This is a genomic window from Bacillus sp. S2(2019), from assembly GCF_005144805.1.
GTDB classification, from domain to species: domain Bacteria; phylum Bacillota; class Bacilli; order Bacillales; family Bacillaceae; genus Bacillus; species Bacillus altitudinis.
This window is the reverse complement of sequence record NZ_SWFL01000002.1, coordinates 671,619-686,939: the sequence shown is the minus strand read 5'-3', so window position 1 is coordinate 686,939 and position 15,321 is coordinate 671,619. Positions and strand designations below refer to the sequence as shown.

The window sequence follows — 15,321 nt, the reverse complement described above, 5'->3', positions numbered from 1 at the left end:
AGTATTCCATACGATGAAACCAATTCCTTTACTAAAATGGTCTTATTTTACATAGTCACAAAGAACTATTTTGTTTATAAAGTCACACTTATGCACAATAATCTGTTGATAACTCGATTATTCAGATATATATATGGAAAATAAAAAAATCTCATACACAAAATCTAGTAAGAGGGTGTTGATATGTGGATAAACCCTGTTGATAAGATGTGCTTATCTTTGGGATAGTGTGTGTATAAAATTTTCATAGAAACATTGTGAAACATGCTCATCTTCTGCACTTTTCAACAAAACTTCTGAAAACTAGTTCGTTTTTTCACCCAGATTGTGACAAACCTCTCTTTTTTCTCGGGATATGATAGGAACAGTTAATTTGCTAGAACTGCTAGATTCTAAGGAAATCGGAGGGATGTTCAGTGAAGAAATGGAAGAACTGGTTGAGTGTATGGTTTGGTTTTGTAATGAATGTGCTTGTGAATCCTGGTGAGCTGCTGAAGAAGCAAGGGGTGAAAGTGGCAGCAGTGGATGGAGGATTCTTTCTTGCGGTGAATGAGAGAAAGCTAGAGAAACTGGCAGATGAAAAGAAGAAGAAGCGCAGGACAGAAAAGCCGTTTCAAGAAAGTCTGATGATGCTTGATGAAAAGACAACGAGAGAGGCGCGTGCCGGTCCGCTCTTATCTTTACAGAAAAGTTGAAACAGGGTAAAATCCCACATAAGACACGTTATCTGTGGGAGAGGATGCCCCTTGAAGATATATAAAATATTGAATAACAATGCAGTGGTTGTAAAGGAGGGTGATCAGGAGAAAATTGTGATGGGGCCCGGAATTGCTTTTCAGAAGGGGAAAAATGACGTCGTTCCCGTTCAAAAAATAGAGAAGATTTTTGTTGTGCGTGAAGAAAATGAGAAATTCAAACAAATTCTTGCGACATTGCCAGAAGCGCATATTGAGGTGGCAGAGCATATTATTAGTTATGCAGAGGGTGAACTCATGATGCCGCTCAGTGATCATATCCACATTTCACTGACAGATCATTTATCCTTTGCCATTGAACGCGTTCAAAAAGGCATTGTGCTATATAATAAATTGCTTGGTGAGATCAAAGTCTTATATAAGCAGGAATATGATATTGGAAAGTATGCCATTCGTTATGTAAAGGAGCGGCTTGGGGTTGACCTGCCGGACGATGAGGCAGGGTATGTGGCACTTCATATTCATACGGCCAAAATGAATACGGAGTCCATGAAGAAGACGGTCAAATACACAACGATGATCAAAGAAATGATCGAGCATATCGAAAGCGTTTTTGAGCGCTCGATTGATGAGGATAGTATTTCATATCAGCGGCTTGTGACACATTTGAGGTATGCATTAGGCAGGTTGGAATCGAATGAAGCATTTCAAATCATGGACGATGACATGCTGACTTTTATCCAAACAAAGTATGATTCGGCTTACCGGTGTGCACTTGGACTGGCTGATTTGCTGAAAAAAGAATATGGACTTCATCTCCCTGAATCGGAGATCGGCTACATCACGCTGCATGTCCAGCGTCTGCAGGATGCCGAATTGGTGTAAAGGTTGTGCCTGTCCGCAGGCTTTTTTTTATGCACACTACTCTAATTAGTGTATATGGGTCATTTGATTCGAAAAAATAGGTTGACGCAGGTCACGCTCTTATACTATGATGAAAGCGTAATCAAAAACCAATATCGTGGGATTGTGACTGTCAGGCAGGCAAGACCTAAAATTTGCGTAACGAGGGGACGTGTATGTCCTTTCATCGTTAGTGAATTTTAGGTCTTTTTTGTTTTAAAAAAAGGGGGAGACAACATGGATTATCAAAAAACAGCCAAAGAATTAACAACATTATTAGGCGGCAAAGAAAATGTCATTAGCGCAACACATTGTGCCACACGACTCCGATTGGTGATGAAAGATGAGGCGTTGATTGACAAAGATGCCATTGAAGAACTTGAGGGTGTGAAGGGTGCCTTCTCAAGCTCGGGTCAATTCCAGATCATATTTGGAACAGGTTCTGTCAACAAAGTATATGAGCCTTTTGCGCGTGAGGCGGGTCTTGAGGCAGACGACGAGAATCAAAAACCAGCCAGCCATGATGAAGCCGTGAAGCAAAAAATGAATCCACTTGCACGTTTTGCCAAGACGCTATCGAATATTTTTGTACCAATCATTCCAGCGATTGTAGCAAGCGGTTTATTAATGGGCCTATTAGGTATGATGAAAGCCTTCAAATGGGCTGATCCAAGCTCTGCCATCTTCCAAATGCTAGATATGTTCTCAAGTGCTGCCTTTATCATTTTACCGATTTTAATTGGGGTTAGTGCAGCCAAAGAGTTTGGTGGAAATCCATATTTAGGAGCTGTCATTGGGGGCATTATGATTCACCCGAGCTTGCTGAATCCATGGGGACTGACAGACGCAAAACCAGAATATATGCATCTATTCAACTTTGATATTGCGCTTCTTGGTTACCAAGGAACGGTCATTCCCGTGTTATTAACTGTGTATATCATGTGCGTGATTGAAAAGAACTTAAGAAAAGTTGTGCCGAACAGTATTGATTTACTTGTGACGCCGTTTGTGACGGTGATTGTGACTGGATTTGTGACGTTTATTGCTGTAGGACCGCTAGGGAGAATGCTCGGTACAGGGATCTCGAATGCACTCACTTATGTTTATGACCATGCAGGATTCTTAGCTGGACTGATTTTCGGAGGTGCTTATTCTTTAATTGTACTGACAGGTGTTCATCATAGCTTTCATGCGATTGAGGCAGGACTTCTGAATGATATTGGACGGAATTATTTGCTGCCGATCTGGGCCATGTCCAACGTCGCTCAAGGCGGAGCTGGGCTAGCGGTCTTTTTCTTAGCAAAGCGTGCAAAAACGAAAGAAATTGCTTTACCAGCAGCATTTTCTGCTTTCTTAGGTATTACAGAGCCGGTCATATTCGGTGTGAATCTTCGTTATCGTAAGCCATTTATTGCTGCAATGATCGGAGGTGCATTAGGCGGGGCGTTTGTCGTCTTCACGAAGGTAGCCGCCAACGCTTATGGTTTAACAGGGATTCCGATGATTGCCATTGCAGCCCCATTCGGTTTACAAAATGTGGTAAATTATGTTATTGGTATGTTAATAGCTGTTGCTGTTTCATTTATTCTTACCATCATCTTTAAAGTCAAAGAAGTCGAAAAATAATCAAGGAGTGGTCACCAGTGATGACAATAACGGACGCAGCACTTCGTCAAAAGGTAACAGATCGTATTCGAAACTATGAGCATTTGGTGAAAAAAGATGTGTACCGTCAGAACTTCCATTTAATGCCCCCAGTTGGTCTTTTAAATGACCCGAATGGATTGATTCAGTGGAAGGGAGTCTATCATGTGTTTTATCAGTGGCAGCCATTTAAAACAGGACATGGTGCAAAATTCTGGGGTCACTACACATCAACCGATCTAGTGAATTGGAAGCATGAAGAGGCTGCCCTCACGCCAAGTGATTGGTTTGATCAAAATGGCTGTTATTCTGGCAGTGCAGTCATTGACGATGGTCGTATGTACGTGATGTATACCGGAAATGTCCGTGACGAGCAAGGGAATCGTGAGACATATCAATGTTTAGCTGTGTCAGAGGATGGGGTTCATTTTGAGAAAAAAGGTGTCGTGGCGACTTTGCCAGCGGGATTCACTGCACATTTTCGTGACCCGAAGGTGTGGAAGCGGAATGGAAAGTGGTACATGGTCCTTGGAGCACAAAGTGAAGATCTCAAAGGACATCTTGTTTTATTCACATCTGATACATTAGACAATTGGACGTTTCAAGGCATTATTGCAGGCAGTGGAAAGAATGGATTAGACCATTTCGGATACATGTGGGAATGTCCAGATCTGTTTGAATTAGACGGTCAGGATGTATTGATCGTGTCACCACAGGGGCTGAAGCCTGATGGATTTAAATACAACAATACACATCAATCTGGTTATTTTGTTGGTACATTCGATGATCGTACCTACCAATATACGCATGGAGCGTTTGAGGAGCTGGATCGTGGCTTTGACTTTTATGCACAGCAGACTTTCCAAGATGAATCGGGCAGACGCATTTTAATGGGATGGATGGGTGTACCAGATCAAGGGGAAGAGCATCATCCAACTGTCTCTTATCAATGGATCCATTGTTTGACGATTCCGAGAGAGCTTCGTTTAGATGATGAAGGACGTCTTATTCAAAAGCCGGTAAGTGAACTTCGATCTATGCGGACAAATGAGCAGGAGCATGTTTTTCACGTTAAACGATCTGTTCACTCCATTCCTGTTGAAGATTTGACGAGCGCAGAGGTATTCATTGATCAAATTGAAACACAAAAAGGATTTGAATGCTGTATCCGTGCTGCTGCTCGTATCATTTATGATAAAGATGAAGGCAAACTAACATTAGAGCGAGATCGATTTGAAGATCGAACAAAGGAAGTTCGTGAAGTAGAAATTGATGAATTACAGGATCTGCATATCTTTATTGATGCATCATCGATTGAGATTTTTGTCAACGGAGGCCGGGAAGTATTTACTGCACGTTACTTTCCTTCCCCGGGAAATAAATCAATCTCCATCAGTGGTAGAAATGAAACGAAGCTTAAATTGAAGACGTGGCATTTGCAAAAAGAAGCAGATCATTGATCTGCTTTTTCTAGTGAGATCAGCCTGTATCTTAAAGCCTATATCATGTATATACAAGGTTAGCCTAAAGCGGTTTGATGACGTTTTACATATATGATAACAGGTTCAATTATGGTATCATTTTAAAATATATACAGCTGAGGCTGACGTTTATCCAAATGCGGTAGGACAAAAAGGGGTTGTTTACTTGAATTCAAAACAGCAGCCGACGACTAGAAAACGCTTGGAGACAATGGCAGATCATGTTGAAGATAAACGTGAAGAATATAAAGAATTGCTAATTCAAGTCCAATCTATTCTCGGTGAACCTTCTCTAGAGCAGGAAGAATTAAAAGAGAAGCTGTCAGATACGTATAAACAAATGAAAGAATATGCCTTATTTGTTGAATCCATTGAAGCCTTTATTCGAAAAATGGCGAAAGAATCTGATCAGCAAAAGTAGGTAAAAAAGTATGGTGAAAGAGTGTACCTGGGTGCGGGTATGCTTTTTTTATTTTAGTCAGATTATTCAGAAATTTAAATGAAAGCGTTGACATTCCTTTTGTCATGATACAAAATAAATAAAAATTCATCTGAGCATATACAGGAGGAACGATATGAACCATGCAACCAAGAAATGTCTGATCACCTTTATCATTGTGCTATTTTCTATGAGTTTTCTTCATCCTTCCGTTTCATCTGCCCGAACGCAACACACATCATTTTTTACACCTACTGCCTCCGTACCATCTGGTCAATATTATCGCTCACAAGAGGTGGCACTCCAATCTCAGGTGCCAAAAGCTTCTCTTTATTACACAACAGATGGCAGCCAGCCGACAACTCAAAGTCAGCGATATACAAAGCCTATTCAAATTGATACCGATACGACTTTAAAAGTAAGCGTTTACAAAAATAGGCATCGCCTTGCTACGTCTACGTACAATTATCGTTTTGTCACACGAGAAGACATTGCCTCATCTTTTTTATCTTTTGAATATCAAGGAATGCCTTATCGATTATACATTCCGAAAAATCATAAGAGGGGTAAAGCTTATCCTCTCGTCTTGTTCTTACATGGAGGAGGGGAGCGGGGGACTGATAATCAAAAGCAGTTACTTGCAAATGATGGTGCAGTTTTATGGGCTTCTCCTGAAGTTCAAAAGAAACATCCTGCATACGTACTAGCACCTCAGGCTCGAAATGCTGTGGATGGGGGTTTTGCATTAACAAGAAACGCGCAAAATGAGATCGACCTGACAAATGTGTTTCAATTTTCACCAGATTTACACAAAGCGCATGAAGTGCTTCAGCATGTTTTAACTTCTTATAAGATTGATCAGAAAAGGATTTATGCGACTGGTTTATCTCAAGGCGGATTTGGCTCGTATCAGTTGAACATCACATATCCTCGTTTGTTTGCAGCGATGATTCCTATTGCGGGGGGTGCAGATCCAAGTAAGGCAGGAATTTTAGCGAACAAGCCAATATGGGCATTTCATGCAGAGGATGATTCCATTATTCCTATCAGTTATGCGAGAAATACAATTCAAGCGATTCAAAAAGCTGGTGGAAGACCGATTTATACCGAGTATGCAAGCAAGTATGGGTATGATCATGCATCATGGACACCTGCTTATGAGACGCCAGGCTTAACAGATTGGTTATTTGCACAGAGACTCAGCTTACGATAAACAAAAAAAACCGATTCATCCAAGCGGCGGATCGGTTTTTATTGTTTTATTTGTCCAAACGATGTGCGGAATGTTTCGTTGGTCCGATGTATTCGTTTAGTTGGAAAGAGCCTTTAATGGCAGCTGTGATGAATTCTTTTGCTGCATAAATGGCTTCTTTCACGTCTGAGCCGTTGGCTAGTTCAGCTGTGACTGCGGCTGAGAATGTGCAGCCTGCGCCGTGTGTGTACTCTGTGTCGATCTTGTCTGTTTCAAGGCGTTCGAAGGTTTGTCCATCATAAAGCAAGTCAATTGCTTTATCTGGGCTTAGCTTACCGCCGCCAGTGATGACCACATATTTTGCACCAAGTTCATGGATGCGTTTTGCGGCTTCTTCCATTTGTTCCATCGTTTTGATCTCGCCAATGCCGCTTAATTGACCTGCTTCGAAAAGGTTAGGTGTGATAACTGTTGCCAGTGGTGTGAGCTTTTCGCGCAATGCTTCAGCGTGCTCTGGGTAAAGGACTTCGTTCGCACCTTTACATACCATAACAGGATCAATGACAACATTTTTCAGCTCATATGTTTTGATCGTTTCAGCTGCGAGTTCAATGACGTCAACTGTTGGCAGCATACCTGTTTTTAACGCATCTACACCGATGCCTTCAACGATCGTCGAGAGCTGCGCGCGGATGGTTGATGTATCGATTGGAAACACTTGATGATCCCAGTTGTTATGAGGATCCATTGCAACGACAACGGTTAAAGCTGTCATCCCGTAGACGTTTTTTTCTTGAAACGTTTTTAAATCTGCTTGGATACCTGCACCGCCGCTTGAATCCGAACCTGCGATGGTGAGTGCTTTATTCATAGACATAGTTGCTGAACCTCCAATGTGATGTGTAACAGTTACTGTTCTATCCCTTATTATAATCAGCTTTTCCATTTATCACAATGAAACGGCATAAAAAAGCGTTCCACTCTTCATGGAACGCCTCATTCTTTATCTTTTACAAATCACCAATTTCCCTTTTTTCAGCTCCTCTAAAAGCGTTAAGGCTAATTCTTGATCGGCGCCGGTCGACATGATTTTGGCCATCAGTTCATCATCCCTGGTGCGAATGACATTGGCGATCTGATCTAAAATCCCTTGATCGAAAGCTGTCATGCTCTTTGCTTCCGTGTACTCAGTAACGGTATCAGAGCGTTCGGGGTCATACGCAAACACAAACACATCGTCCTTTGTGGATTGTATCTGTTCGATCGTCTGTTTGGCTTCTTTACTATTCTCAACTGTGAAAAATTCCATCATCATCACTCCTTTTCATCAAAAATTCCCATTTTCTCGATCAATCAAACCGCCTTTTATATCATGAGAAGAAAGCCGATTTATGTTTTAATGAAAAAGACGAATCTATTAAAGGAGTTAGGCCGATATGAAGATTTCTTTACTAATTGTGACACATAACCGGCTGAGCGCATTGTGTGAACTGCTTGAATCCATCTCGAGACAAAGCGTACAGCCTTTTGAAATTGTGGTCGTAAATGATGCAGGAGAGCGAGTGGACGTGATTCAGGAACTCTATCCAGAGCTGCCAATTCGCTTGATTCATTTAGATGAGAATGTCCAGCATGTGAACGCAAGAAATGTTGGCGTGCGTGAGCTGACAGGTGACGTCATTATGCTGAGTGATGACGATGATTATTTTACACCTTGTCATATTGAACGTATGAGCAAGGCGCTGGAAGACGCTGATTTTGTCTTTTCGGATGCGGAAATTGTTTCGTTTGAAGAACGAGGTGCGACTCGTTTTCCAGTATCAAGACGTTTGTTTGCTTATACAGCGGACATTGAGGACATGCGTGTTTTTTCTACATATGTTCCTTCTGGCAGTATGTACAAACGACGCATACATGATGAGATCGGCTATTTTGATCCAGCGATGCATCACTACTGGGACTGGGACTTTTTCCTGCGTGTTACGCAGCATGCACGAGCCAAACGAGTGCCAGCTGCCAGTGTGATCTATGCGTTCTTTGATGGTGGGGGCAATCAGTCGAGTGATCTTGGTGAAACAAGGAAGAACTATTTAGATGACCTGAGTGAAAAGCATGGGCTCGGTGATTTGCCAACAGCGAATTTTGCTGTCCTATTAGAAGAACCAGCGATGAAAAATCGAGAATCAGAGAGTGAGATTGTATGGGATGGAAAACCGATGATCTCAAGATTGGCACAGCAGACAGAAGGAGGACAACCGCAATGAAGCCATTTTTAAATGATAGCTGGTGGGCTGTGATGAAAAGTGAATTTGAACAGCCATATTATCAGGAATTACGTGAGTGGGTAAAGGAAGAATATCGTACGCAGATCGTGTTTCCAAAGCCAGATGACATTTATCGTGCCCTCCATTTGACGTCGTATGAAGATGTGAAGGTCGTGATTTTGGGACAAGACCCTTATCATGGCCCAGGACAGGCACACGGATTAAGCTTTTCTGTTCAGCCTGGTGTCAAGCATCCGCCATCTTTGAGAAATATTTTTCAGGAGCTAAAGGATGACCTCGGCTGTCCGGTCCCTAACCATGGCTCGCTTGTCAGCTGGGCAGAGCAGGGTGTCTTGCTGTTAAACACTGTGCTCACTGTAAGAAAAGGAGAAGCGAACTCGCATAAAGGCAAAGGCTGGGAACGTGTGACAGACCGCGTCATCGACGTCCTGAATGACCGAGATCCGCCAGTCGTTTTTGTGCTTTGGGGCAGACATGCGCAAAATAAAAAAGAACGTATTGATCAAAGCAAGCATTACATCATTGAATCACCCCATCCAAGTCCTTTTTCTGCAAGAAACGGCTTTTTTGGCAGCCGTCCGTTCTCAAAAGTAAACGCCTATTTAAAGCAAATGGGGATCGATGAAATCAACTGGTGTATCAAGGACATCGAATCAAAATAGGACGAGGGGAAATCCCTTCGTCCTGTTTATTTTAAAAATTTACGGACAATGTCGAGTCCGTTTTTCGCATTTGGATAGCGGAAAGAAAAATCAAAGCGATTGGTCTGGCGTAGGACGCTTTTTTCATGGGTAAAGGTAAAAAAGCTTTCTTTTCCATGATATCGTCCGATACCGCTTTCGCCAACGCCACCAAATGGTAAGTATGGAGTGGCGACATGCATCAGCGTATCATTAATGCAGCCTCCGCCAAATGAGAGGTTGTCTAGAATATAAGCTTCTGTTTCATTATTTGTTGTAAATAAGTAAAGAGCGAGGGGCTTCGGTCTTGCCTTAATCATGTCAGCTGCCTCTTGAAGAGAGTCAAATGTGATGACAGGCAAAATAGGTCCGAAAATTTCCTCCTGCATCACAGGATCTTCCCATGTAATATGATCTAGAATGGTCGGTTCGATTTTGTGCTCTTGTTCATTGCGCTGTCCGCCTGTCACAATCGTGCCATTTGAGAGAAATTGTGAAAGTCGATCAAAATGACGCTGGCTGACATTTTTTCCGAAATGCGGATTTGTTTCAGGTTGGTCCCCGTAAAAGTCACGGATACAGGTCGTCATTTCACGCAATAGGTCCTCTTTGATCGATTCATGAACAAGTAAATAGTCTGGTGCAATACATGTTTGACCAGCATTTGTGAATTTACCAAAGGTGATTCGTTTCGCAGCGAGTTTGATGTCTGCATCAGGCATGACAATGCATGGACTTTTTCCGCCGAGCTCAAGTGTGACAGGTGTGAGATGTTTTGCGGCCGCTTCCATGACGACTTTGCCGACGGCTACACTCCCAGTAAAGAAAATATAATCAAAAGGCAGTTTCAGAAGCTCTGTGCTGACATCCACACCGCCTTCAACGACCGCTGCAAGATCTTCTTGAAACACGCTTTCCACAATCGTGCCAATCACGTTTGAGACGTGCGGCGTTAATTCTGACGGTTTTAAAGTAACGGCATTTCCCGCAGAAATGGCTCCAACTAATGGCGAAAGGGCCAATTGGAAAGGATAGTTCCAAGGGGCAATAATTAGAACGCTTCCGTACGGTTCCTTAATGATCATACTTTTTGATCCGATATGGGTCAGAGGTGTTTTCGCGCGAGATGGTTTGGCCCATTTGTGAAGATATTTGACGGTATGATTGATCTCTTCATATACCATGCCAATTTCTGTTGTATAGGCTTCCTGTTCGGATTTATGTAAATCATGGGCTAAGGCTTGTAATATGTCCTTTTCATGATGTTTAATGGCTTTTTTTAAATCGTTAAGAAGACGGATTCGATCTTGAACCGCTGGTGTTTGCACGTTTTTTTGTTTGTGAATGAGTTCAGTGAGTTTGCTCATCTTTCAGTCCTTTCAAAGACGATATTGTTTCTTTTTTATTATGTGTGAATCTTGGGTAAGGGTCAAATCAGATGAACAGAAGCACACAGCTTTGAAAAAATGAGCCCATTCGGTTTGTTCATTTGGTAAAATAATGTTGGAAAACGAATTTTTTAGATTGGAGGGTCTACCCTTGAATATTCATATATCAAGTCTGCTTCAAAAAATGGAGGAAGCCATTCAAAAAGCAAAACAAAGTGGAAATGATGAAGAGGTGAAACGTCAAGCGGCGGTCATTTCTTCACTATGTGATGTCATTCTCGACACATCATCACAGGTGCAAATGCCGCAGTCTTCGGTTATTTCACCACCTCCATCTATACAGACACCATCTGCACCGGCTGTGTCTACGGATCAAGCCATGCTAGAGAAATTGATGGGCACTAGCGGTGCAAAGAAATTTCAGCATAAAGAAGAGGGTCAACAAGAGAAAGATGGCAACGGTGACTCTATTTTTGATTTTTAATGGTCTTGTCACGACAAAGGGAAGGTGATCGGGTTGAAATTATTTTTGGGCGCCATTCAGTGGATGGCATTTTTTATCGCAGCTTCTATTGCTGTGCCGATTGCGATTGCACAAGCATTTGAATTAAATCAAGTGCAGTCGGCGGAACTGATTCAGAGTACATTCTTTTCACTTGGACTTGTGGCGATGGTGCAGTGTTTATGCGGTCATATGCTGCCGATCAATGAAAGTCCAGCAGGGCTGTGGTGGGGGGTATATACCCTTTATGCAGGCATGACAGGGACGATTTTTGCTACATATCCTGAAACCTTGCAAGCGTTACAAGGGGCGTTAATTTTTAGTGCTGCGTTCTTTTTTATTTTTAGTCTTTTTAAAATCATTAATTGGCTTGCGTCTTTATTTACGCCGGTTGTCACAGGTATTTATTTGCTGCTACTTGTTGTGCAGTTAAGTCAGCCAATCATGAAAGGGCTGATGGGGATCGGCTATCGGGGAAATCAGGTAGATGGGCTTGTGTTTTGTCTATCGATCTTGATTATTGTCATCACCTTCATGATCAGCCGCTCAAAATGGCATTATTTAAGACAGTTTTCTGTGTTATTCGCACTTGCAGGCGGCTGGCTGTTATTTGCTTTACTCGGACTAGCGAAGCCTGTTCGCATTCCTGAGCAGATCATTGAGTTTCCAAAGCTATTTCCATTTGGCATGCCAGTCTTTGACAGTGGACTGCTTGTTACGTCCTTTTTTATTACGATCTTACTCATTGTGAATATGCTGGCAAGTATTCGAATTGTGGAAAGTTCCGTCAAGGCATTTGGTGAACTGCGTGAGCGGAAACGAGCCAGACCGGCTGGTTTTGTCGCCGCATTTGGTCATTTGCTAAGCGGACTGATTGGTGCGATTGCGCCTGTCCCTATTTCAGGGGCAGCGGGTTTTATACAAACAACCAAAATTCCATCGAGAAAGCCATTTTTCCTTGGCAGTCTGCTCATTGTCCTCATTAGTTTATTTCCATTATTGATGAGCTTTTTCTCTGCATTGCCTTCACCTGTGGGGCTGGCTGTGAACTTTGTGGTGTTCTCTTCTATGATTGGGATTGCCATGTCTGAATTCGATCAGTATGAAAAAGAAGACATCCCGCGCATTCGATTTGTGCTTGGCATCGCTGTTTTAGCAGGCGTGGGCGCAATGTTTGTGCCGCAGGGGGCATTGAAAGGCATGCATCCTGTGCTGATTTCTTTATTGAGCAATGGTCTTGTGCTTGGTACGCTGATTGCAATTGTGGTCGATCAAGTGCTACTGCGAAAGAAAAAGAAATCCGACAATCTCGTGTCAGCATCATAGGAAAGTTGAATGTTGGATGAGACCCGCGCTATGATAAACATAATTGATGAGATAAGGAGAATGACGAATGAAACTATTTTTCATATTAGGTGCCATTAACGCCATGCTTGCGGTTGGTCTTGGAGCCTTCGGTGCACATGGACTGGAAGGGAAAATTCCTGAAAAGTATATTGAGATATGGAATAAAGGGGTTCAATATCAGATGTTCCATGCCATTGGCCTATTTATTGTCGCCTTTCTGGCAGATAAGCTGTCAGGTGTTTCTCTAGTGCCGACCGCTGGATGGGTGATGCTGGCAGGCATTCTTTTCTTCTCAGGAAGCCTTTATGTGCTTGCCTTGACTCAGGTGAAGATTCTAGGTGCCATTACACCAATTGGCGGAGTGGCATTTATCGCTTCTTGGATCATGCTAGTGATTGCAGCAGCAAAAAATTTATAAGATAGAAAACCGATGCTCTCATAGGGCATCGGTTTTTTCTTAACTCCAATAAGGAGAATAGTTCGGAGGTGCTTGATAATAAGGTACATAGTGAGAAGGGGGGACAGGGTGCGTTTGTGCCTCTTCCTCCCGGTGGCAGAAAGGTCCGATAAACACACCAGGCTTCACGGGCTGCGTCGCCTGCTTCCACTGCGTTTCGTTCATGCAATAAGTATGTGCCATGATGTGAGAAGGCGTGAGGGTTAGAAGGTCTGAACCTAAGATGACTTCTGGCGTCGATGCGTTAAAAATGGCTAACAAATGGGTTTTGTCCTGTAAGGCGACTTCGTAATGCCACCAGCCTTGTGGCACATTGGCTACCTGCCCGGGGGTAATGGTGTAGGTGGACAGCTTTTTTGTAAAAGGGTTCAACATGGATACAGCAGCAGAGCCGGCGATACAATAAACAAGCTCGGCAGCATTTTGATGATAATGAGGCTCTACTACTTTGCTTTTACTCAAATATATATCCAGCAGAGATACTTGATCGAGCGAATTTAATTGTTTTTTTCCTAAAACATTAATCAGGTTGTGTTGGTCATATTTCACAAGGGGGCTTTGATTCAAATCAAATGAATATTTGACATTCGGCGATGTATAATCCAGCTCAACAGTCATTGATGTCACCTCTAGGCGTTTAATAAAAACTACTAGGCATCTTATGAGCCTTCCCCCGAAGGTGTGTCAAAAACCTAGACAAAAGAAAAAAGCAAGGGCGTCTGCACCTTGCTGTTGATATGAACTTGAGGTTATCTCGGAGAATACGTAGACATCGAGTATGGATAGTCATATTGAATTTCCCCATCAAACGTAATGTAATCAAGATAGATCGTTAACAATAAGTATCGTGTCCCTGTTTTGTTATCACTGATGATAATGTGATCACGTCCTGCGGCCTCAATGACCCCTCTAAAAATCTTAGAGTTCCATTCTTTACTTGCCTCAAACGTCATATAGATCGTGGCTACTTTGCCGCGGTTTAATCGTAAAATATTTTCAATATAGGACTGCTCAAGCGGCAGCTGACCGGTGACGTTCTGCTGATAAATCGGTCCAGAAGGAATTTGATAGGGCTGCCCGCCACTTTGCCCACCTTGGCCTCCTTGTGAAGTACCAGTAGACGGCATTGGCGAATACCCCTGCTGCATTTGACCTTGCATTTGACCCTGCGTTTGGGGAGGGACTGAATAACCCATCTGCTGCGCAGGATACGGATTTGCTCCATATTGTTGCTGGCGAAAATCTTGACCTTCGAAACCCGAACCTTGCCCAAATTGATTTTTCAATTTCATAACGTTCCTCCTCTTTCCTCATGGTGTTCTAAACAGAAGGCAGAAAAGCGCCTGTTGTTTCCATAGCATTCTTTTTCTCTTTCACACTATGAGACAGGAAGAGAGAATATGTACATTGAACGAAAAAAAGGAACTGCTTTGTGCAGTTCCTCAGTATTCAGACAAACCCCGTATTCGTACTGCCTAGACTGCAAAGGTTTCCAACAATCTAAGGAATGCCTCTTTACATCAACCAATTCATAGCTCGCTGGACGTCATAGAGAAGGGTCATAATGAGAAAAAATAAGGCGATCGGTGCGATGGCAATGATAAAGGCCTGCCATATTCTCAGCTTCATCACAGCAACAAGTCCTAAAACAGCCATCCCAAATATCCATGCCTTGGTATACGCATCAACCAGTGGTAAAACGCTGAGATAATACCATACTTCATAGTGCTGGTCTAAATAGGGTGAGATTTTCACAAATGTATACGGACCAAGCAACCCCACAGTAAAAATCCAAGTAAGAGCAAATAAGGTGGAAGGGAAAATGACCGTCAGTGTGCAAGCTTTGAGCACATCTCGATACGGCGCTTTACTGCCAAAAAACAGTCGTCCTAACCACTGTAAAATGAAAGAACCGAAAAATAGAAGAAAATTGCCTACTAAAATACCAAAACCTGCTCCGTGTAACAGAATAAAAGGATATGGAATATGATTGCCCATATACTCACTAAAATACCCTTCGTACATCCAGCTTGTACCAGCGATACTTGCAAGGAGTATCATCAGCCACATGGGAATAGAGGTATGTTCATATGAGCGAATAATCGTTTTTGTCGCGACAAAAATTTTAAAGAATCGAAAAAAACCTTTTGCTTCCTCTTCTTGGGAGAGATCACTCTTCATATATTCCAATGTTCTTTACTCCTTTAATACACATAAATGATTACTTATATTACCAAAATTTTTACGTTTTTCAAAGATAGATCATGAAAAAAATCCAATTTTATAAAAAATAGGTCACTCTACAGTC

General features: G+C 42.3%; 17 protein-coding genes. 11 read left to right on the top strand and 6 right to left on the bottom strand.

The genetic code is table 11. From position 1 onward, the window contains the following. The first annotated feature begins 416 nt into the window (after positions 1-416). The 6 genes from FBF75_RS08645 (at position 417) to FBF75_RS08620 (ending at position 6,375) form a co-directional block, all read left to right on the top strand. Complete coding sequence (locus FBF75_RS08645; protein WP_035389875.1) at positions 417-695, top strand: hypothetical protein; 279 nt, start codon at positions 417-419, stop codon at positions 693-695. A gap of 51 nt (positions 696-746) precedes the next feature. Next, positions 747-1,580, top strand: a complete 834-nt coding sequence (locus tag FBF75_RS08640) for a PRD domain-containing protein (RefSeq protein WP_026050173.1) — start codon at positions 747-749, stop codon at positions 1,578-1,580. A 255-nt stretch (positions 1,581-1,835) separates the two neighbouring features. Beyond that, entirely contained in the window at positions 1,836-3,224 is a 1,389-nt protein-coding gene (locus FBF75_RS08635; protein ID WP_008345474.1) for a sucrose-specific PTS transporter subunit IIBC, read from the top strand. A gap of 20 nt (positions 3,225-3,244) precedes the next feature. Beyond that, a complete protein-coding gene (locus tag FBF75_RS08630; RefSeq protein ID WP_136944706.1) occupies positions 3,245-4,702 on the top strand; it encodes a glycoside hydrolase family 32 protein in 1,458 nt (485 codons plus the stop codon). Positions 4,703-4,889: 187 nt separating this feature from the next. After that, complete coding sequence (locus FBF75_RS08625) at positions 4,890-5,144, top strand: hypothetical protein (protein ID WP_008359596.1); 255 nt, start codon at positions 4,890-4,892, stop codon at positions 5,142-5,144. A gap of 154 nt (positions 5,145-5,298) precedes the next feature. Continuing rightward, positions 5,299-6,375: a chitobiase/beta-hexosaminidase C-terminal domain-containing protein gene (locus FBF75_RS08620; RefSeq protein ID WP_035389870.1), complete on the top strand. Its 1,077-nt coding sequence runs from the start codon at positions 5,299-5,301 to the stop codon at positions 6,373-6,375. A 46-nt stretch (positions 6,376-6,421) separates the two neighbouring features. Here FBF75_RS08620 and FBF75_RS08615 read toward each other — a convergent pair whose 3' ends face one another. Together FBF75_RS08615 and FBF75_RS08610 are read right to left on the bottom strand one after the other, a co-directional pair. After that, a complete protein-coding gene (locus tag FBF75_RS08615; RefSeq protein ID WP_008343648.1) occupies positions 6,422-7,231 on the bottom strand; it encodes a bifunctional hydroxymethylpyrimidine kinase/phosphomethylpyrimidine kinase in 810 nt (269 codons plus the stop codon). Between the two features lie 126 nt (positions 7,232-7,357). Continuing rightward, positions 7,358-7,663, bottom strand: a complete 306-nt coding sequence (locus FBF75_RS08610; protein WP_136944631.1) for a general stress protein — start codon at positions 7,661-7,663, stop codon at positions 7,358-7,360. Positions 7,664-7,790: 127 nt separating this feature from the next. Here FBF75_RS08610 and FBF75_RS08605 point away from each other — a divergent pair, with 127 nt between their 5' ends. Together FBF75_RS08605 and FBF75_RS08600 are read left to right on the top strand one after the other, a co-directional pair. Beyond that, entirely contained in the window at positions 7,791-8,618 is an 828-nt protein-coding gene (locus FBF75_RS08605) for a glycosyltransferase family 2 protein (RefSeq protein ID WP_035702458.1), read from the top strand. Further along, positions 8,615-9,301, top strand: a complete 687-nt coding sequence (locus tag FBF75_RS08600; RefSeq protein WP_136944630.1) for a uracil-DNA glycosylase — start codon at positions 8,615-8,617, stop codon at positions 9,299-9,301. Before FBF75_RS08605 ends, FBF75_RS08600 begins: the two co-directional genes overlap by 4 nt. A 26-nt stretch (positions 9,302-9,327) precedes the next feature. Here the strand turns inward: FBF75_RS08600 and FBF75_RS08595 are convergent, their stop codons facing one another. Then, positions 9,328-10,686 carry an aldehyde dehydrogenase gene (locus FBF75_RS08595; RefSeq protein ID WP_136944629.1) on the bottom strand — a complete coding sequence of 453 codons (1,359 nt, stop codon included), beginning with the start codon at positions 10,684-10,686 and terminating at the stop codon, positions 9,328-9,330. Positions 10,687-10,858: 172 nt separating this feature from the next. On the opposite strand from FBF75_RS08595, the gene FBF75_RS08590 reads away from it, so the two are divergent. From FBF75_RS08590 to FBF75_RS08580, 3 genes are all read left to right on the top strand, one after another. Then, positions 10,859-11,191 carry a YwdI family protein gene (locus FBF75_RS08590; RefSeq protein ID WP_008343634.1) on the top strand — a complete coding sequence of 111 codons (333 nt, stop codon included), beginning with the start codon at positions 10,859-10,861 and terminating at the stop codon, positions 11,189-11,191. 33 nt (positions 11,192-11,224) lie between these two features. Next, positions 11,225-12,535: a purine/pyrimidine permease gene (locus FBF75_RS08585; protein WP_007497786.1), complete on the top strand. Its 1,311-nt coding sequence runs from the start codon at positions 11,225-11,227 to the stop codon at positions 12,533-12,535. 67 nt (positions 12,536-12,602) lie between these two features. Continuing rightward, positions 12,603-12,974, top strand: coding sequence for a DUF423 domain-containing protein (locus tag FBF75_RS08580; protein ID WP_003215282.1), 372 nt, complete (start codon positions 12,603-12,605; stop codon positions 12,972-12,974). Positions 12,975-13,013: 39 nt separating this feature from the next. On the opposite strand, the gene FBF75_RS08575 is transcribed toward FBF75_RS08580, so the two are convergent. The 3 genes from FBF75_RS08575 to FBF75_RS08565 form a co-directional block, all read right to left on the bottom strand. Next, entirely contained in the window at positions 13,014-13,631 is a 618-nt protein-coding gene (locus FBF75_RS08575; RefSeq protein WP_007497783.1) for a cupin domain-containing protein, read from the bottom strand. A 131-nt stretch (positions 13,632-13,762) separates the two neighbouring features. Further along, positions 13,763-14,305 (bottom strand): spore coat protein GerQ, encoded by a 543-nt coding sequence (gene gerQ / locus FBF75_RS08570; protein WP_007497781.1) that lies wholly within the window; start codon positions 14,303-14,305, stop codon positions 13,763-13,765. A 223-nt stretch (positions 14,306-14,528) separates the two neighbouring features. Beyond that, the gene (locus tag FBF75_RS08565) at positions 14,529-15,203 is read right to left on the bottom strand and encodes a YIP1 family protein (protein ID WP_007497779.1); all 675 of its coding nucleotides are present in this window, start codon (positions 15,201-15,203) and stop codon (positions 14,529-14,531) included. Between the last annotated feature and the right edge of the window lie 118 nt (positions 15,204-15,321).